Raw genomic sequence first — 17216 nt, forward strand, 5'->3', positions numbered from 1 at the left:
CCCGGCCAGGCGGACCGATCAGCGGTTGACGTACCACCGGCCGAGGATGGTGCCGTCCTCCTCGAGGAGCAGGGTCGGTGACGCAGGCAGGTTCAGGTCGGGACCGCGGGCGATCGTGGGGTGCTCGCCGCCGACGATGATCGGCGACCAGGTGAGGTCGAGCTCGTCGACGACCCCAGCCGCCAGCATGCTGTTGACCAGGCTCGGTCCGCCTTCACAGAGGATCTGGCGGAAACCCTTGTCCTCCAGCATGTTGCGCATCTTCACGAAGTCCACGGCCTGGTCGCCGACGGTCAGGACGAACTCTTCGCCGATGAGCGCCCTCGAGGCGTCGAGCGTGGCGGGGTCGGCGCCTTCGCGGGTGATCAGGTAGACCGATCCGAACGGGCCGTCGACGACGCTCGGCGGCACCGCGCCCCGGTGGCTGACCACCATGAGCACCGGAGCCCTCGGGTCCTCTGCCCGCAGGGACGGGTAGCCCTCGGCCCGCACCGTGCCCGCGCCGACGACCACGACGTCGGTCAGTCGACGGAGCAGGTCGAAGACCACGTGGTCCGCCGGGGTGTTGATGCTCCCGCTGCGGTGGTCGGCGCCGTTGGCCGCGCCGTCGAGGCTGGCCACGAAGTTGGCGCGGAGCCATCGGCGGGCGGGGGCGACGTACAGGTCCGCGAGCGTGGCGGCGTCGACGCTCTGGCCGGGTGCAAGGGTGCTGGACGAGTCGAGCAGCAGGCGCATGTCCCACAGTGTTGCATTCATCCCCTCACCCGCGTCGTTAGGCTGCGTGCGTGCCTGGCTCTCTCGTCGACCGATTCCCACAGCTCGACCGGGGGCGGCTGGTGCGCGAGCTCGTGCCCCCGCCGCGCTTCGACGCCGAGCGCTTCACGACCTACCAACCCGATCCGGCGGAGCCGTCGCAGGCGGTCGCGGTGAAGAGGCTGGAGGGGTATGCCGCCGGCATGGGACAGCGCGCGGGTGGCCGCTGGTTCGGGCGTCGCAGGGCATCGAACGACGACGGCCGCGGGATCTACCTCGACGGGGGCTTCGGGGTGGGCAAGACCCACCTGCTGGCGTCCCTGTGGCACGAGGCCGAGGGCGCCAAGGCCTTCGGCACGTTCGTGGAGTACACCAACCTCGTGGGCGCCCTCGGGTTCCAGCCCACCGTCGAGGCTTTGAGCGGGCACCAGCTCGTGTGCATCGACGAGTTCGAGCTCGACGACCCCGGCGACACCGTGCTGATGGCCACGCTGCTGTCCCGGCTGGCCGGAGCGGGTGTCTCGCTGGCCGCCACCTCCAACACGCTGCCTGACGCCCTGGGCCAGGGGAGGTTTGCCGCGGAGGACTTCCTGCGCGAGATCCAGGCGCTCTCGGCCCGGTTCGAGGTGCTCACGGTCGACGGGCCCGACTACCGCCACCGCGACACCGTGGACAGCCCGGCACCGTCCTCCGAGGACGAGGTGCGTGCTGGGGTGGACCGCGAGGGTGGGGTGCTCGACCACTTCGTCGACGTGACCCGGCACCTCGCCCAGGTCCACCCGAGCCGCTACCGGGCCCTGCTCGACGGGGTCACCGCGGTGGGGTGGACCCACGTGCGTCCCGTCACCGACCAGTCCGTCGCCCTGCGCCTCGTGGTGCTGGCCGACCGGCTCTACGACGCCGACATCCCGCTCTACGCCAGCGGGCTCCCGCTCGACAAGCTGTTCTCCGCGGAGATGCTGGCCGGCGGCTACCGGAAGAAGTACTACCGAGCCATCTCGCGGCTGACCGCCCTCGCGCGGCACGACCAGGACTGACCTCCCTGACGGAGCTTCCTCGATGACATCCCTCGCGCTGCCTGACCTGCACTGACAGGATGCGGGGATGAGCAAGGGCAAGAACGACAAGAAGTCCAAGAAGGCCAAGGGCGGCAAGAAGTCCAAGGTCGCCGGGCTGGACGCCACCCAGGCCTCCGACAAGGGCGTCCCCACGCCGTCGAGCTTCGCCGACGCGCTCAAGGTCGGTGAGGGCTTCATCCTCGCCGATCTCGACCCGCGCTCGACTCCGGGCTTCGACGGAGACAAGGCAGCCGGCGAGGAGGCCCTCGCCGCCCGGGCCGGCGAGATCAGCCAGTTCCAGGAGCGGCTGTATGCCGAGTCCAAGGGCCAGGTGCAGCGCTCCCTGCTGCTCGTGGTGCAGGGCATGGACACCTCGGGCAAGGGCGGGATCATGCGCCACGTCGTGGGTCAGATGGACCCGCAGGGCGTGAAGTACACCGCCTTCAAGGCGCCGTCGAAGGAGGAGCGTGCCCACCCGTTCCTGTGGCGGATCCGCAACGCCCTGCCCGAGCCGGGGCAGGTGGGGGTCTTCGACCGGTCGCAGTACGAGGACGTCCTCATCGTGCGGGTCCACCAGCTGGTGCCACGCGCGACGTGGTCGCGGCGCTACGCGCAGATCAACGACTTCGAGGCCAAGGCCGTCGCCGACGGCACGACGATCGTCAAGGTGATGCTGAACATCTCCTCCGACGAGCAGAAGTCCCGGCTCACCGAGCGCCTCGAGCGCGAGGACAAGCACTGGAAGTACAACCCGGGCGACGTGGAGGAGCGCCTGCACTGGCCCGAGTACCAGGCCGCCTACCAGGCGGTGCTCGAGAAGACGTCCACCGATGCTGCTCCGTGGTTCGTCGTCCCGGCCGACCGCAAGTGGTACGCCCGGCTGGCCGTCCAGAACCTCGTCCTCGAGCACCTGGAACGCATGGACCCCCAGTGGCCCCGGGCCGACTACGACGTCGAGAGCGAGAAGCAGCGCCTCGCCAAGTCGTGAGTCGTCCTGACTGACCGGTGGGGTCCGCGATGACTTCCGCGGCCGCCACCGGTCAGTACCTCTGTCGAAGCACGACCCATCAGCCGAAGGGAGCAGCGATGCTCAGCGAGTCGAAGGCTTTCAGCGGGTTCTCGGTCCCCGACACCGAGGCCGCACGCGCGTTCTACACCGACCAGCTCGGGCTGGAGGTGACGGAGGACCACGGCATCCTGCAGATCCAGCTGGGCGGCGGGCACCACGCCATCGCCTACCCCAAGCCGAACCACGAGCCGGCCGGCTTCACCATCCTCAACTTCCCGGTGGCCGACATCGAGGCGACCGTCGACGAGCTGACCGCACGCGGCGTCGTCTTCGAGAAGTACGAGGGCACCCAGATGGAGACCGATGCCAAGGGCATCTTCCGCAAGGGGGGCCCGCTCATCGCCTGGTTCAAGGACCCGGCCGGCAACGTCCTGTCCGTGATCGAGGACGACCAGGCCTGACCCGGCTCGCTAGGCCTAGGTGCTGAAGGCCCGGTCCAGGATCCCTCGGGCGTGGGCGGTCGACAGGCCCGCGTCGAGGGTGCCGAAGGTCGCGCCGTGCTGCCCACCGAGGCGGCTCGCGACGAACGCGTCCGCCACCTCCGTCGGGGCGTGGCGGGCGAGCAACGAGGCCTGCAGGGTCACCGCGAGCTGCTCCACGACGTGTCGGGCGCCCGCCGCGGCGCCCGGTTCCGCGGCATACCGGACCACGTCGTCGACGTGCGCGATGGCGGAGTCGAGGGTGTCGCTGTGCCCGTGGGCCAGGGCGAGCTCTTTGCGGAACGCCTCCACCGACCCGGGCTCGCGCGTGATCGCGCGCAGCACGTCGAGCGCGTTGACGTTGCCCGAGCCCTCCCAGATCGAGTTGAGGGGGGCCTCCCGGTAGAGGCGGGCCAGGCCGTTCTCCTCGACGTAACCGTTGCCGCCCAGGCACTCCAGCGCCTCGGCGACCATCGGTGCGGTGCGCTTGCAGACCCAGTACTTGCCCACCGCCACCCCCAGCCTGGAGAGGGCGGTGTCACCCTCGTCGACGGCGTGGGCGAGGCGCAGGGCCAGGGTCGTCGCGGCCTCGACCTCGAGCGCGAGGTCGGCGAGGACGTTCTGCATCAGCGGTTGGTCGACGAGCAGCGCACCGAACGCCGACCGGTGCCGGGCGTGGTGGACCGCGCGCACCAGGGCCGCGCGCATCGTGGACGCCGAGCCGAGGATGCAGTCGAGACGGGTGGCCGCGACCATGTCGAGGATCGTGCGGATGCCGCGACCCTCGTCGCCGACCCGCACACCCCAGGTGCCGTCGAGCTCGACCTCCGACGAGGCGTTGGACCGGTTGCCGAGCTTGTCCTTGAGGCGTTGCAGCGCAAAGGGGTTGCGGGTGCCGTCGTCGAGGGCGCGGGGCACCAGGAAGCAGCCCACGCCGGCCTCGGTCTGGGCGAGCACGAGGAACCCGTCGCTCATCGGCGCGGAGCAGAACCACTTGTGGCCGGTCAGCCGGTAGGTGGCGCCGCCCTCGAGCGGACCTCCTGCGGAGGCGACCGCGCGGGTGGTGTTGGCGCGCACGTCCGAGCCGCCCTGCTTCTCGGTCATCCCCATGCCCACGAGGGCGCCACGCTTCCGGTCGAGCGGGCGCAGGCCGAAGTCGTAGCTGCGAGAGGCCAGCTGGGGCAGCCAGCGCTGCTGGAGGGCGGGGTTCGCCGACAGCGCCGGCGCGGCGGCATACGTCATGGAGATCGGGCAGAGGTGCCCCTGCTCGTTCTCGGACCAGGCGATGAAGCCTGCGGCGCGGCGCACGTGGGCGCCGCTGCCGGACGGCTGCGTCCACGGCTCGGCGGTGAGCCCGGCACCCACCGCGACGGTCATCAGCTCGTGCCACGCGGGGTGGAAGTCCACCTCGTCGAGGCGATCACCCGTGGGGGAGTGGCTGCGCAGGACCGGCTCGTGCTCGTTGGCCTGCACCGCCCACTCGCGAGCCTCGACGCTCCCCGCGCGGGCACCGAGGGCGCAGACCTCGTCGTATGCCGCCTGGTCGGCCCAGCGTCGCAGGCCCTCGTCGAGGGCTGGTTGGGACGTGACGGTGTTGACCTCGGGGAGCGGGGGTACCTGGTTGGTCACGGCGTGGGTGGGCACGAGGGCACACTATGCCGGGATACCGTGACGGGGTGACTCCCAAGGCCCGGGTACGGCGCGCACTCCTCCGCGTGCCCGGCGCCATGCCCGCCGCGCGGCTCACGGTGGAGACGATCCGGGTCTGCCTGCGCTACCGGGTGACCGGTCTGGCGTCGGAAGCCGGCTTCTTCATGCTGCTGTCGCTGCCGCCCCTGGTGCTCGGGCTGTTCGGTGGCGTGGGTTACGTCGGCGGGTGGCTCGGCAACGACATCGTCAACGACCTGATCAAGGGGATCCAGGACTTCTCGTCGCAGTTCCTGGTCGCGAACGTCGTCGACCAGATCATCCTGCCGACCGCGAACGACGTGCTGCAGAACGGCCGTGGCGACCTCATCTCCCTCGGCTTCCTGCTGTCGATCTGGTCGGGGTCGCGCGCCCTCAACGTCTTCGTCGACACGATCTCGATCATGTACGGGCAGTCCGGCGAGCGGGGCATCGTCCGCACCCGGGCGCTGTCCCTGACGCTGTACTTCCTCTCGCTGCTCGTCGGCATCATCGTGATCCCGCTGGTGGTCATCGGCCCGTCGTGGCTCGGCGACCTGCTGCCCCAGGAGGTGCACTTCCTCACCTACCTGTACTGGCCGGTCGTGAGCATGCTGGCCGTGGCGAGCATCGCGACGCTGTTCCACATCTCCACCCCCAGACGGTCGCCGTGGCTGCGTGACGTGCCCGGGGCGGTGCTCACGCTGGTCATCTGGGTGCTCGCGTCGTTCGTCCTGCGTGGCACGCTCACCGCGTCCGTGAGCGGTGGCACGTCGATCTACGGCCCGCTCTCGACGCCGATCGTCCTGCTGATCTTCCTCTACGCCCTCGCCATCGCGGTCCTCATCGGGGCCGCCCTCAACGCCGCCATCCGCGCCATGTGGCCGGTCGAGGACCGGCTCTCGCTGCGGGCCAAGGGCGTGGAGTGGGCCAAGGGCTGGGTGCAGCGGCGCAAGGACACGATCGGACCGGTCAGCGGGCACGACGCCTTGGCGGGCACGGCTGCCGTGGCTGCTGCGCAGGCTGACGAGGAGCTGTCGACGTCGGTGCAGGCGCTGCGCGACGAGGCGCGGAAGCCGCTGACACCCATGCCGCGCACGCCTGGAACCGACACGGACGACACCCAATTTGGAGACGACGCCGATGATCGGATAATGTCTGCACGCACGCGCAGCGGGTGAAACACCCCGTTCAACACCAATAGCGCGTGTATGCGGATGTAGCTCAGTTGGTAGAGCGCAACCTTGCCAAGGTTGAGGTCGCCGGTTCGAGCCCGGTCATCCGCTCGGAGGGTTTGACCGCCTTCACGGTGGAGTGGCCGAGAGGCGAGGCAGCGGCCTGCAAAGCCGCGTACACGGGTTCAAATCCCGTCTCCACCTCGACACGTACGAACCCGAAAAGCACCACCCGGGGCGATTGGCGCAGTGGTAGCGCGCTTCCTTGACACGGAAGAGGTCACTGGTTCAAACCCAGTATCGCCCACCAGTACGAAACGGCCCCTGACCTGCGGAAACGCGGATCAGGGGCCGTTCTCGTGCTCTGGGCGTCGGTCTCTCAGGTGCCGGTCGGTCTGTTGCGCCGGGCCACGGCGTCGATCGTCACGGCGATCACCAGGACCGCTGCCGTGACCATGTACTTGCTGGCGGCGCTGAACCCCAGCAGGCCCATGCCGTTGTCGATGGCCGCGATGACGATCCCGCCAAGGACTCCGTGCAGGGCTTTCCCACGGGCGCCGAACAGGCTGGTGCCACCGATGACAGCCGCCGCCACGGCATACAGGACCAGGGTCCCGCCGTCGATGGCGGTGGAGATCGACCGGAGGCGGGAGGCGTAGACCACTCCGGCTATCCCTGCGGTGAACGAGGCGAGGACGAAGGCGGCCGTGCGCACGCCGGCCAGTCGGATGCCGGCCCTGCGGGCTGCCTCGCCGTTGCCGCCGATGGGTGCGGTCGCGGAGCTCGAGCTCGAGGAGCTGGAGGATGACGAGCTGGGGCTGCTTTTTTCTGTCTGGGGACCAGCGCACGGCCGGTCCGGCGTCCTGGAAAGGTGCGCCACTGCAGAGAGTCGCCACGTCGAGTCTGGTTACCGGTGGGATAGCACCTGACCACAGCGTGACTTTCAGATGCCTTGTCGCACAGGAACTTATGTCCCCGCCCCGTCCCCCACTCGCAGGCGGTCCATCGCCCGTGGCGACTCGCCGGCGGAGGACCGTGTCGGCGGCCGGGGACCTTGGGCCCTATCGAGCGACCACCGAGGGCAGGGACGTTGGGAATCGCCGGCACCCACGAAAGGACGTCCACGATGAGCCCGACACAGCCTGGTACAGCTCCTACGCCGCCTGTGGTCGTCGCCGGTGTCGACGGCTCCGAGCAGAGCGTCGCTGCGCTGCGGTGGGCCGACTACCTCGCGACGGCCTGCGGGGGCCGGACCCTGGTCGTCGCTGTCTGGCAGGCAAACACCGCTTCCGCGCTGCTGGGTGAGGGTTGGAGCCCGTTGCCGTCGGACTGGGATCCGCAGGCGATAGTCCAGACCGAGCTGCGGCACGTCCTGGAGGACTACTACGGCAAGGATCTTCCGGCGGGCGTGGAGGCCCGGGTCGAGGAAGGCAACCCCGCGAGGGTGTTGATGGATCTCAGCAAGGACGCCCAGGTCCTGGTGGTAGGCAGCAGGGGGCACGGTGGGTTCGCCAGCCTGTTGCTCGGCTCCGTGAGCGCAGCATGTGCCGAGCACGCCAAGTGCCCGGTGCTCGTGGTGCACGGCGACCGGCCGCCCCCGGGCGGCGGGGCGCGGCACGCCGGGGGAGTCGTCGGCTAGAGCCCGATCCGCGCACCCCGGCGGTGCAGCCACCACGCGGTCGTCGACGACAGGGCGAGGAGCGCGAGGAGCTGGGCCGCAGCCAGCGGCACTGAAGCGCCGGCATACCACCACCGTTCGGACGGCACCGTGAGGGCGCCGAGCAGTCCGAGGTGGACGAGGTAGAGCACCAGTGGGTTCTCGCCCCACCAGCAGAGGTATCCGGCGGGCTTCAGCGCGGACCGGGAACCCAGATCGACGAGGAGCCACGCGACGGCAGCCAGGGTGAGACAGACCAACACGAAGCTGGGCGACACCCGGATCTTGCTGACCGGCTCCAGGAACGCGCTCACCGTGGCCACGACCGCCAACCCCAGACAGCCCCCGACGTATCGACCGAGCCCGCTGCGGTACAGGTCGCCCATGGCCGTCGACAGGATGAGCAAGGCCCCCCACGAGAGCGAGCCGACGAAGCCGCCGTGGGAAGAGACCGGTACCGGCTCCGACGCCCGCATCTCGAGCAGGTACTGGTAGCCGCAGAGAACGAGCAGACCCGTCACGAACCGGGCGGTCATGCTCAGTCGTACCACTGCCAGGCACAGGAGGCCGGCTGCCCCCAGCGCCTGGAGGACACCCCAGTCCGACGGCTGGTGCGCCACCGAGGTCGACCCGGCGGAGATGATCGCGCCGATCCCGATCAGTGAGAGGTTGCGCCGGAGGAAGTGCCGGTAGGCCCCTGCGACGTCCTGACGAGCCCGGTGCACGAAGGAGCGCCGGTAGGTCAGGCCGATGGCGAAGACGAAGCCTGGCGCCACCACGTCCGCAACGGTGAGCCCCACGTCGGGCGTGTGCTTGAGGAATGCCGGGACGAAGTCCACACCGGCCAGGTAGTTGCCGGCAACCATGAGGATGATGAGGCCACCCCGGAACCGGTCGATCGCCAGGTCGCGGGATGGTGCGACAGCCGCCACCCGAGCGCCGGTGACGGCGTCACTGCGTTGTGGACGCATGACTTCACGCTACGCGCGCCGGCCTGGGTGGAGCACCGCCCTTTGGACGGTGTCACCATCCCGTCGTGACGGGGGACCAAGGACCCTGAGCGGGCCAGTGACCGGTAGCTAGGCTGACCGTGTCAGCCAGTCGGATACTGGGCTCGGCTGATGATGCCATCCGCGGAATACGTTGCAATGCAACGAAGCTCGTAGCGTTGGCGAGATCCAATGACAGCCAGGAGGTCACTATGCCGCTCACAGAGCGCGAGCAGCGGCTGCTCCGGCAGATGGAGGAGGCGCTGTCCGAGCAGGACCCCGATTTCGTCTCCCAGATGCAGGGCGCGGGCGTGAAGATCACGGCCCGACGGCGAATCGCCATCGGTGCTGTCGGCGTCCTCGTCGGACTCGGACTGGTCCTGGTCGGTGTCACCACGTCACTGTGGGTCGGGGCGACCGGCTTCGGCCTGATGGTTGCTGCGGTGGCTTTCGCAGTCGCCGCGCCGGGCCGGCGGATCGACCTGCTTCCTCGTACCCGGTCAGGCCATCGGTAGGGGCGCGCGTCAGCCCGCTCCAACCGGACCAGGAAGACCACCACCCCACACGCCGCACGGTGCGAGCGACCGGGCCCCGTCGCGCGTCAGCGATGCCGGCGCAGCCGCTTCGCCTGGGCTGCGGCGAGCACACCGACCACGGCAGTGACGGCAAGCAGCGCGAAGGCCCAGACCACTCCCCATGAGAACCACCCAGCCGACGCGATGTTGCCCTTGAGGTCACCGTCCAGCGAGCCGAACAACAGGCTGGCCAGGCAGAAGGGGCTGAGCAGGACCGCGGAGATGAGACCGATGGGAGGACGGACGTCCCGGGCGGCCAGCCAGGCCAGGACGAGCTGGACGACGCCGACCGGGAGCGGCACCGTTGACGTGGTGTCGAAGCCCCACGCGTGGTCCCACGTGTCGACGCCCGAGACAACGGCGATCAAGCCCCCGACCACGTCGCACGCGAGCAACGTGACCATGGCGAGGAGCAGCGCTCGTCCCAACGGCTCACGCGGAAGGGCCAGCGACCCATTCCGGGCTCGAGGGGCGTCCGCGCCCAAGGACCTGTCCACGAAGACACCGTGTCACCGAGATGCGCACGACAGCAGATACAAACAGCGCAGTGCGCGTCCTGGCTCGCGACCCCGGACCTTGGTCCTTGGCACCCGCGTTTGCCGACGGTCAACCTGAGGACATGACCGGGGAACGTGCGACGCGATCGGCGGTCGCGCGCGGGCGGCGAACACGGCTTCCGCCGCGCTGGTTCGTCGTGGCCTTCTGGCATGGACATCGCGCGCTGCTACGGGCGACGAGGCGCCGGTTCGGCCTGTGGCGACCCAAGCCGGGCAGGTGGGGTGCGCTGCAGCTCACCACCACGGGCCGACGCAGCGGGATGCCCCGAAGAGTCGTCCTCGGCTACGTCGAGGACGGTCCCAACCTGGTCACGATGGCGATGAACGGATGGAGTCCTGGCGAACCCGCGTGGTGGCTGAACCTGCAGGCCCACCCGGACGCCTTGGTCCAGACCCGCGACGGGACGCGACGGGTGCACGCGCGCCGCGCGGAGGCCGAAGAACGCGAACGGCTCTGGTCTCGTTGGGCCGAGCTCGACAGGAACCTGGACGACTACGCCGCTCGACGCCCAACCGGGACCGCCGTCGTCGTGCTGGAGCCACGCGACGAGCCCGACCGTGTCCCATGACGCCATTGGGCGAGCTCGGCGCACGAGCGGACGCGGGCAGCTGTCGATCCGCGCTCGTGGCCACGATCTTCAACGTGATCCGCCTCTTCGCGCTCGGGGTGAGCGTCGGGCTGGTCGTCCGCGCTGGGACACACCCAGCCGGGGCGGGCGCCGCCACGTGACGAGTCGGGAGGCGCGGTCGTGATGCCCACCACGGGTCGGTGGACCCGAGACGTGGTCGCCCGATGGGCCGGCGGCCTCTACCTCGCCTACATCCTGGCCACCGTGCTTGCCAGCCTGGTCGGGCACATCGGGCTCAGCGACGAACGGACCCTTCGCGCGACCATCAGCGGCGACGAGGGGATGTTCCGGGTGGGCCTCGTCGCGGCGCTGGCCTCCGCACTGCTCTTCGTCCTCACCGCTTGGGCGCTCGCCACGCTGCTGCGGCGGGTCGACGAAGCCCTGGCGCTGCTCCTCCTGGTCCTCAACGCCGTGGGGGCGGCCGTGCAGTGTGCGAGCTACCTGCCACTTCTTGCGGTGCTGGCCCAAGGGGATAGCGCCGCGCGCCTGAGTGGCCTGACCGGTCCGCAGCTCGACGGTATGGCGGTGCTGTCGGTATCGACGTACCACGTGGGGTTCGTGACGGCCCAGCTCTTCTTCTCCGCGTGGTTGTTCCCCCTCGGCTGGCTCGTGCTGCGCTGCGGGTTCCTGCCTCGGTTCCTCGGCTGGCTCCTCCTGATCGACGGCGTCGCCGTGCTCGGGTGGTTCCTGCAGGCCTTGCTAGCGCCGTCGCACCCCGCCCTCAGCTACCCGCTGTGGGCGGTGGGCTTCGTCGCCGAGCTCGGCCTCGCGGTGTGGCTCCTCTTCAGAGGCGCGGACCCCCGGGCGCCCTCCTCCGCGTGACAGGTGACCGCCGGCTGCACGACGTCAGGGCGTGGACCGGTCCGCAGCGCGTCACCTTTGGAGCGGCCATGCGAGTCGGGTAGAAACGCAGTCATGCCCGATTCGTTGAGCGAGCCCGCCGCCCCCGTAGCCGACTACGACAGCTTTGCGGCCGCGTACTCGGCCAGCAACGACAACAACCTCTTCAATGCCTACTACGCGCGTCCGGAGATGATCCGCCTCGCCGGTGACGTCGCGGGCCTGGAGGTTCTCGACGCTGGATGCGGGTCGGGTCCGTTGATGGACGCCTTGCGCGCCGAGGGCGCACTCGTCTCCGGCTTCGACCTGAGTCCCGCCATGGTCGACCTGGCCCGCCAGAGGCTGGGCGAGGAAGCGGACCTGAGAGTCGCGGACCTGGGTGCACCCCTGCCCTACCCCGACAAGGCGTTCGACCTCGTCGCCGCATCGCTGTCACTGCACTACGTCAAGGACTGGGCTCCGGTACTGGCCGAGCTGCGACGGGTGCTCCGCCCCGGTGGGCGGCTCATCGTCTCGATCATCCACCCGACGGTCTACGCGATCGTGTACCCGGAGGCCGACTACTTCGCCCTCACCCAGTACTCCGAGGACTACGACTTCGGCGAGGGGACGGTGTGGATGACCTACTGGCACCGCCCCCTGCAGGACGTCATCAAAACCTTCATCGCCGCAGGGTTCGGCATCGGGGCGGTCACCGAGCCGCCGCCCGCAGCCAACACCCCGGCAGAGCTCCTGCCCACGACGGATGGTCGCTCGTTCATCTGCTTCCTGTTCTTCGACCTCCAAGCGCCCTGAACGGAACGGCGCCGACTGCGACGCGGGCGGGGTCTCGGCTAGCGCTGCTAGCCCGGGGCGTGCCGGGGCAGAGCGAGCGACAGGACCACCCCGACCACGACGAGGCCGAACAGACCGAAGGTGCCCACACCCATCGCGAACGCGAGCACGGCCAGCGCGAGCAGGGTGACGGAGACGAGTCGGGCCGCCCGCGCCGACCTCTGCCCCGCGCGCGCGGCACGGACCGACAGGACCACCGCCAGGGTGGGAGCCGCGAGGGCAACCAAGGTGCTCGTGCACCCGAGGAGGAGACCTTCCGGCACGCTGACCCGAGGCGAGCCCCGATCCGGAAGCAGGTCCACCCCGAGCAGGGTCGCCAGCCCGAACAGCGTCACGACGGACAAGGCCAGCCCGACGGGAACGAGGGCCACGCAGGTCCAGGCCCACGTGACCAGGTGCCGAGGTGCTGCCGAGGTGGGCACCTCACGCAACGTCATCGTGACCACCTCCGCCCCGGCCCAGCACGATCCTTGTCCGCGCTACCCGGCGAACAGTGACACGGTGTTCATGACCACCATCCACAGCCCGAGAGCTGCCCCAGCTGCCAGCGGTACCAGCCCAGCACGATGGCCCTCGACTCTCGCCTTGTTGCCGTACCAGACCGCTGCGGCGCAGGGGACCAGGAACAGGACGATGGCGGGGACGCCAGCGACGAGGGCGACCCACAGCGGTTCAGTCGCATCCTCCGGCTGGTAACCGAGCAGTGTGTAGAGCCCTTCCCCGACCGCGAAGGCCAGGACGAATGCCACCGGGATCAGTGCCACGGCGATCCAAGCTCGCCTGAGGTTCGTGACCTGCCCGCCACTGCTGGGCGCTTTCACAGGTGGTACGTGTTTGGCGGTCGTCATGGCACACCTTCCTTCTCGCACTTCCAGCGTGGCCGCTGGGGCAACGAGTGAGGCAGGGACCTTCGTCCGCACTGGGAAGACCACGGACTCAGCGGCTCGCTGGTCTCGACGGTTGTCTGCCGCAGCGGCGTCAGTCATGCTGCGCTGGTGGCCGATCACGAGCAGTTCAACACCGAGCTCGCTGCTGCGGCGCGGGAGATGCAGGAAGAGGGCAGCACCCGGGAGGCAATGGAGCGTGCGGTGATGCTTGCGACCAAGATCCTGCCCGGATGTGACGCCGCGGGGGTGTGCGTCGTCTATCGGGGCGCGCGCGTGGACACGCATGCCTCGAGCGACGACTCGCTGCGTCAGGTCGACCTCCTTCAGCACGAGCTGCAGGAGGGCCCCTGCCTCGATGCCCTGCGGGAGCAGGAGGTCGTGCAGAGTGCCGACCTGTCGGTGGATGAGCGGTGGCCCGAATGGGGTCCGAAGGTCGCGGGTCGGGTCGGCCTGTTCAGCATCGTCAGCTACCGCTTGTTCTCCACGGACAGCACGCTGGGCGCCTTGAACCTCTACAGCAGGACCAGGTCGGCCTTCACCGCCGACGACGTCCACGACGGCATGGCCCTGGCCGCCCACGTGGGTGTCGCCCTGGCCGCCGCCCAGGAGGTGGAGAACCTGGAGAAGGCCATCGGGGGGCGAACGGTGATCGGCCAGGCCACCGGCATCCTGATGGAACGGTTCGACCTCGGACCTGACCGTGCGTTCGGACTCTTGGGCCGGCTCTCCCAGAACAAGAACGTCAAGCTCCGCCAGTTGGCCGAGCAGATCGTGCAGACCCGGACGGTGCCCAAGGCATAGGGCGCGCGAGCTCGGGCGCGGAGATCGTCCCCGTGCTCGGCCACCCCTGACGGCAGGTTACGGTAGCGTAGGTTACCACCCGGTACGCTTGAGGAGGCACCGTGAGGACACAGGCCACCCGAGTGATGCTCGGCGAGCACGAGCTCGCCTACCTCGACAGCGGCGTGGGCCCGGCGGTGCTGTTCATCCACGGGCTGACCAGCTCGAGCCGGAGCTGGACCCGCTTGGTGGATGCGCTGGACACCGACCACCGCATCCTCGCCCCCGACCTGTTCGGGCACGGCGCATCGGCAAAACCGATGGGCGACTACTCGCTGAGCGCGCACGCTGCCACCCTGCGGGACCTGCTCGACCGACTCGGCATGGATCGAGTCACACTCGTGGGGCATTCGCTGGGCGGCGGCATCGCGTTGCAGTTCTGCTACCTGTTCCCGGAGAGGGTCAGTCGTCTGGTCCTGATCGCCAGTGGCGGTCTCGGACGCTCGGTCAGCCCGCTGCTCAGGGCGGCCACGCTGCCCGGTGCCGAGTGGGTGCTGCCCCTGATCGCCTCCGGCTGGGTTCGAAGCCGAGCCGAAGCCGTGGGGCGGACCCTGGCAGGGATGGGCTGGCGGCCCAGCCCGGATGTCACCGAGGCCTGGCGAGGGTTCACCTCGTTGGCCGACACGGACAGCCGGCGCGCCTTCCTGGCGACCACGCGCGCGGTCATCGACCCGGGCGGTCAGACGGTCAGTGCACAGGCTCATCTGCCGATGGTCGCCACGATCCCCGTCCTGGTCGTGTGGGGGACGCGGGACCGGATGATTCCGGCCTGGCACGCGACCACGGCTCACCAGGCCTTCCCCGGCTGCCGCGTCGAGCTCTTCCCGGGCGCGGGGCACTTCCCCCACCTGGACGAGCCTGAGCGGTTCGCCGAGACGCTGCGCGACTTCCTTGCGCAATGATGAGCACATGTCCGACTTCACCTGGCTGCCGGCCAACCAGGCGGCCGGCCAGGACGTGGAGGCGGTGTTCGGCTCGGGGGGCGCGAGCAAGTGCCGATGCCAGGCGCTGAAGGTGCCCGGCTGGATCTGGCGCGACACCACCCAGGAGCAGCGGGACACTGCTCTCCTCGAGCAGACCGCCTGCGGCACGGCCGGGCCCACGTCGGGGCTGATCGGGTACGTCGACGGCGAGGCTGCTGGTTGGGTTGCCGTCGAGCCACGCGAGAACTACCCCAGGCTGTGGAGCCGAAGGCAGCCGTGGATGCGAATGGATCCCGAGCTCGAGGGCGTCTGGTCCGTCACCTGCTTCGTCGTGCGCAAGGGCTGGCGCCAGGCCGGGCTGACCTATGAGCTCGCCGCCGCCACCGTCGAGTACGGCGCACAGGTCGGCGCCCACGTGCTGGAGGGCTACCCCATCGAGCCGCCACCGGGCAAGACGGTGATCTGGGACGAGGCGTCGGTCGGCCCGGTGCAGGTCTTCCTCGAGGCGGGCTACGAGGTCGTGGCTTCGCCCACGCTGCGTCGGCGCGTCGTGCGTCGACGACTCGACCCGCACCCCTGACCTACCCCAGCCGACGTTGGAGGGCAGCACGAACCGGGGCGTCAGGGTTGGCCGTTCGCCCCCAATGGAATTGGCCTGGCGAGGGGAGCCAGGTCGACGCCGGCCTCGGGGAGCGCCTGCACGGGCTCGATACCCACGCCCTGGAAACCATCCGGCGCGTCCGCGACGGCCCTCAGGTTGGCGGGGGCGTAGTCGCCGCCCTGGTAGTGGTTCACGGCGCTGCTGGCGAACCGCAGGGACAACGCCTTGTCGTTGGTCAGGCGGCGCAGGCCCCCGCTGAAAGGGCTCGCGGGGTCCTTGGAGCCCAGTGTCATCTTCGCCTTGAGGATGAGGTTGTCGGTCCGGTACATCGCATTGAGCGGGTTGTGTCGGATCGGATCCGAGCCGCTGTTGACGTAGTGGTCCAACAGGGAGGCGTCGAAGACCAGTCCCGCGGCGTGGGCTTCGCGCGCCATCCACAGCAGCGAGGTGTCTGACAACCCCGTCTCCCGGAGGCCACCCCCGACGTCGGAGTGCGCGCCTTCGAACCACACCTGCTTGACCCGGTCATCGGCGGTGACCGCGAGTTCGCCTGGTGCGGGCTCTGGAGGTGCGCTGGTCTCGGGCTCAAGAGGTGCGCTGGTCTCGGGCTCAGCCGAGGCCAGCCACAGCGTGGGGGCGAACTTCAGGCGCGTCTCGTCGATCGCCACGGCGTGCCGCGCCCGCTGCACGTTGCGGCTCAGCTGCACGTCGTGGAACCGCGGGGTGAGCCCGTTGAGCCCGGGCACCCCGAGCGCCCCGACCGTGTCGAAGACGCCGAGGAAGGTCACCTTCGCGCTGTGGCAGTGGTCGTGCCTGAACTCCTCGACGCTCGACCCGAAGGCGCCCTCGGACAGGTTCTTGCGCTGGTACATGGCCACCGCAGCGGGCAGCCGTTCCTCGACGAGGGAGACCTTGGTCAGCAGCCCGACCCGGGCGACCATGCCGGCCACCGAGCGTGCCGTGTAGGCGCCGCGGCTGAACCCGAAGATGAAGATCTCGTCGTCCGGCTCGTAGTTCTGCGCGAGGAACCGATAGCTGGCGATCACGTTGTGGAACAGGCCGAACCCGAATGCGCCGCCGAGGACTCGGTCAGCGGCATAGCTGCCGGCTCCGACTCCGCTGACGTAGTAGACGAGCTGGGAGACGCCACCGGTGGCGGCGGGGTCGCTCTGCACGGTGCGAGCGATCTTCTCGACGTTGGTGACCAACCGGTTGTCCGGCTTGTTCCACGTGCCGTCGCAGCACACGACCAAGCGCTTCATGCCCTTCATGCTGACAGAAGGGGCCGCTTGGCCGCACTGGTCATTTCGGCCCATCAGCCCCAGTGGCTGCAGGTGGGGTGCTGGGCGTCCCGGCACCGAGCCACCCGCACCGCATCAGCGCGAACGCCTGGCTGATCTCGATCGGCCCCGGGCCCCGGCGCCGCTGCTGGAGAAGAAGATCGACAGCCCGAGCAGGAAACCGAAGTTGTACCAAGCCCCGCTGTTGTGCACCTCGTAGACGCCGACCGAACGGTTGAACAGGGATACGAGGAAGGCGATGGGTGCGATCAGGCCGTGCCACAGCCCGAGCCAGAAGCCGGCGTCGTCCGGCCCGTGACCTGCTGCGGTGTTGCGCGTCGCCGCGCAGGCCGACAACAGGACGGCCAGCACCCCGAGGCTCACGACTGCGGCGAGCTCGCGTCGTCGCGACCGGGTCCTGGGCCCTCTCTGGGGTGCCATGCCTCGCCTTCCGTGGCCGGGGTG

General features: G+C 69.7%; 22 protein-coding genes and 3 tRNA genes. 16 read left to right on the forward strand and 9 right to left on the reverse strand.

From position 1 onward, the window contains the following. Window positions 1-18: 18 nt before the first annotated feature. Window positions 19-735 (reverse strand): dihydrofolate reductase family protein, encoded by a 717-nt coding sequence (locus tag ABD262_RS05780; protein ID WP_344132494.1) that lies wholly within the window; start codon window positions 733-735, stop codon window positions 19-21. 50 nt (window positions 736-785) lie between these two features. Between ABD262_RS05780 and zapE the strand changes: the two genes are divergently transcribed. From zapE to ABD262_RS05795, 3 genes are all read left to right on the forward strand, one after another. Next, the gene (zapE, locus tag ABD262_RS05785; protein ID WP_425564800.1) at window positions 786-1790 is read left to right on the forward strand and encodes a cell division protein ZapE; all 1005 of its coding nucleotides are present in this window, start codon (window positions 786-788) and stop codon (window positions 1788-1790) included. Window positions 1791-1857: 67 nt separating this feature from the next. Next, on the forward strand, window positions 1858-2799 hold the full coding sequence (locus ABD262_RS05790) for a polyphosphate kinase 2 family protein (RefSeq protein ID WP_344132497.1): 942 nt from the start codon (window positions 1858-1860) through the stop codon (window positions 2797-2799). Between the two features lie 98 nt (window positions 2800-2897). Next, window positions 2898-3281, forward strand: a complete 384-nt coding sequence (locus tag ABD262_RS05795; protein ID WP_344132500.1) for a VOC family protein — start codon at window positions 2898-2900, stop codon at window positions 3279-3281. Between the two features lie 15 nt (window positions 3282-3296). Here ABD262_RS05795 and ABD262_RS05800 read toward each other — a convergent pair whose 3' ends face one another. Then, on the reverse strand, window positions 3297-4943 hold the full coding sequence (locus ABD262_RS05800; RefSeq protein ID WP_344132503.1) for an acyl-CoA dehydrogenase family protein: 1647 nt from the start codon (window positions 4941-4943) through the stop codon (window positions 3297-3299). A gap of 32 nt (window positions 4944-4975) precedes the next feature. Here ABD262_RS05800 and ABD262_RS05805 point away from each other — a divergent pair, with 32 nt between their 5' ends. From ABD262_RS05805 to ABD262_RS05820, 4 genes are all read left to right on the forward strand, one after another. Further along, window positions 4976-6145: a YihY/virulence factor BrkB family protein gene (locus ABD262_RS05805; RefSeq protein WP_344132506.1), complete on the forward strand. Its 1170-nt coding sequence runs from the start codon at window positions 4976-4978 to the stop codon at window positions 6143-6145. 32 nt (window positions 6146-6177) lie between these two features. Next, window positions 6178-6250: transfer RNA gene (locus tag ABD262_RS05810), tRNA-Gly, on the forward strand. A 22-nt stretch (window positions 6251-6272) separates the two neighbouring features. Then, a tRNA-Cys gene (locus ABD262_RS05815) sits at window positions 6273-6343 on the forward strand. A gap of 31 nt (window positions 6344-6374) precedes the next feature. Further along, a tRNA-Val gene (locus ABD262_RS05820) sits at window positions 6375-6449 on the forward strand. 69 nt (window positions 6450-6518) lie between these two features. Here the strand turns inward: ABD262_RS05820 and ABD262_RS05825 are convergent. Then, complete coding sequence (locus ABD262_RS05825) at window positions 6519-7019, reverse strand: ABC transporter permease subunit (RefSeq protein ID WP_344132509.1); 501 nt, start codon at window positions 7017-7019, stop codon at window positions 6519-6521. A 246-nt stretch (window positions 7020-7265) separates the two neighbouring features. Here ABD262_RS05825 and ABD262_RS05830 point away from each other — a divergent pair, with 246 nt between their 5' ends. Continuing rightward, window positions 7266-7778 (forward strand): universal stress protein, encoded by a 513-nt coding sequence (locus ABD262_RS05830; protein ID WP_344132512.1) that lies wholly within the window; start codon window positions 7266-7268, stop codon window positions 7776-7778. On the opposite strand, the gene ABD262_RS05835 is transcribed toward ABD262_RS05830, so the two are convergent. Then, window positions 7775-8767 carry a heparan-alpha-glucosaminide N-acetyltransferase domain-containing protein gene (locus ABD262_RS05835; RefSeq protein ID WP_344132515.1) on the reverse strand — a complete coding sequence of 331 codons (993 nt, stop codon included), beginning with the start codon at window positions 8765-8767 and terminating at the stop codon, window positions 7775-7777. The two genes, ABD262_RS05830 and ABD262_RS05835, sit on opposite strands and share 4 nt — an antisense overlap. Window positions 8768-8997: 230 nt before the next feature. Here ABD262_RS05835 and ABD262_RS05840 point away from each other — a divergent pair, with 230 nt between their 5' ends. Then, window positions 8998-9300 (forward strand): DUF3040 domain-containing protein, encoded by a 303-nt coding sequence (locus ABD262_RS05840; RefSeq protein WP_344132518.1) that lies wholly within the window; start codon window positions 8998-9000, stop codon window positions 9298-9300. Window positions 9301-9386: 86 nt separating this feature from the next. Here ABD262_RS05840 and ABD262_RS05845 read toward each other — a convergent pair whose 3' ends face one another. After that, window positions 9387-9857, reverse strand: a complete 471-nt coding sequence (locus ABD262_RS05845) for a hypothetical protein (RefSeq protein WP_344132520.1) — start codon at window positions 9855-9857, stop codon at window positions 9387-9389. A gap of 122 nt (window positions 9858-9979) precedes the next feature. Between ABD262_RS05845 and ABD262_RS05850 the strand changes: the two genes are divergently transcribed. The 4 genes from ABD262_RS05850 (at window position 9980) to ABD262_RS05865 (ending at window position 12181) form a co-directional block, all read left to right on the forward strand. Next, complete coding sequence (locus ABD262_RS05850; RefSeq protein WP_344132523.1) at window positions 9980-10486, forward strand: nitroreductase/quinone reductase family protein; 507 nt, start codon at window positions 9980-9982, stop codon at window positions 10484-10486. Then, window positions 10483-10647, forward strand: coding sequence for a hypothetical protein (locus ABD262_RS05855; RefSeq protein WP_344132526.1), 165 nt, complete (start codon window positions 10483-10485; stop codon window positions 10645-10647). The genes ABD262_RS05850 and ABD262_RS05855 overlap by 4 nt, the downstream gene beginning before the upstream one ends. A gap of 22 nt (window positions 10648-10669) precedes the next feature. Beyond that, window positions 10670-11368 (forward strand): DUF4386 domain-containing protein, encoded by a 699-nt coding sequence (locus ABD262_RS05860; RefSeq protein WP_344132529.1) that lies wholly within the window; start codon window positions 10670-10672, stop codon window positions 11366-11368. A gap of 93 nt (window positions 11369-11461) precedes the next feature. Further along, on the forward strand, window positions 11462-12181 hold the full coding sequence (locus tag ABD262_RS05865) for a class I SAM-dependent methyltransferase (protein ID WP_344132532.1): 720 nt from the start codon (window positions 11462-11464) through the stop codon (window positions 12179-12181). A 47-nt stretch (window positions 12182-12228) separates the two neighbouring features. On the opposite strand, the gene ABD262_RS05870 is transcribed toward ABD262_RS05865, so the two are convergent. Continuing rightward, the gene (locus tag ABD262_RS05870) at window positions 12229-12657 is read right to left on the reverse strand and encodes a hypothetical protein (protein ID WP_344132535.1); all 429 of its coding nucleotides are present in this window, start codon (window positions 12655-12657) and stop codon (window positions 12229-12231) included. 42 nt (window positions 12658-12699) lie between these two features. Next, window positions 12700-12984, reverse strand: coding sequence for a hypothetical protein (locus ABD262_RS05875; protein WP_344132538.1), 285 nt, complete (start codon window positions 12982-12984; stop codon window positions 12700-12702). A gap of 231 nt (window positions 12985-13215) precedes the next feature. On the opposite strand from ABD262_RS05875, the gene ABD262_RS05880 reads away from it, so the two are divergent. The 3 genes from ABD262_RS05880 to ABD262_RS05890 all read left to right on the forward strand — a co-directional run bounded on the left by ABD262_RS05880 (window position 13216) and on the right by ABD262_RS05890 (window position 15450). After that, window positions 13216-13908 carry a GAF and ANTAR domain-containing protein gene (locus ABD262_RS05880; RefSeq protein WP_344132541.1) on the forward strand — a complete coding sequence of 231 codons (693 nt, stop codon included), beginning with the start codon at window positions 13216-13218 and terminating at the stop codon, window positions 13906-13908. Between the two features lie 101 nt (window positions 13909-14009). Then, window positions 14010-14849, forward strand: coding sequence for an alpha/beta fold hydrolase (locus ABD262_RS05885; protein WP_344132544.1), 840 nt, complete (start codon window positions 14010-14012; stop codon window positions 14847-14849). 7 nt (window positions 14850-14856) lie between these two features. Further along, window positions 14857-15450 (forward strand): GNAT family N-acetyltransferase, encoded by a 594-nt coding sequence (locus ABD262_RS05890; RefSeq protein ID WP_344132547.1) that lies wholly within the window; start codon window positions 14857-14859, stop codon window positions 15448-15450. Between the two features lie 41 nt (window positions 15451-15491). Here ABD262_RS05890 and ABD262_RS05895 read toward each other — a convergent pair whose 3' ends face one another. Together ABD262_RS05895 and ABD262_RS05900 are read right to left on the reverse strand one after the other, a co-directional pair. Further along, complete coding sequence (locus ABD262_RS05895) at window positions 15492-16733, reverse strand: DUF2235 domain-containing protein (RefSeq protein WP_344132550.1); 1242 nt, start codon at window positions 16731-16733, stop codon at window positions 15492-15494. 114 nt (window positions 16734-16847) lie between these two features. Beyond that, on the reverse strand, window positions 16848-17192 hold the full coding sequence (locus tag ABD262_RS05900; protein ID WP_344132552.1) for a hypothetical protein: 345 nt from the start codon (window positions 17190-17192) through the stop codon (window positions 16848-16850). Window positions 17193-17216 lie beyond the last annotated feature (24 nt).

Source organism: Pedococcus bigeumensis (assembly GCF_039531795.1).
GTDB lineage: Bacteria > Actinomycetota > Actinomycetes > Actinomycetales > Dermatophilaceae > Pedococcus > Pedococcus bigeumensis.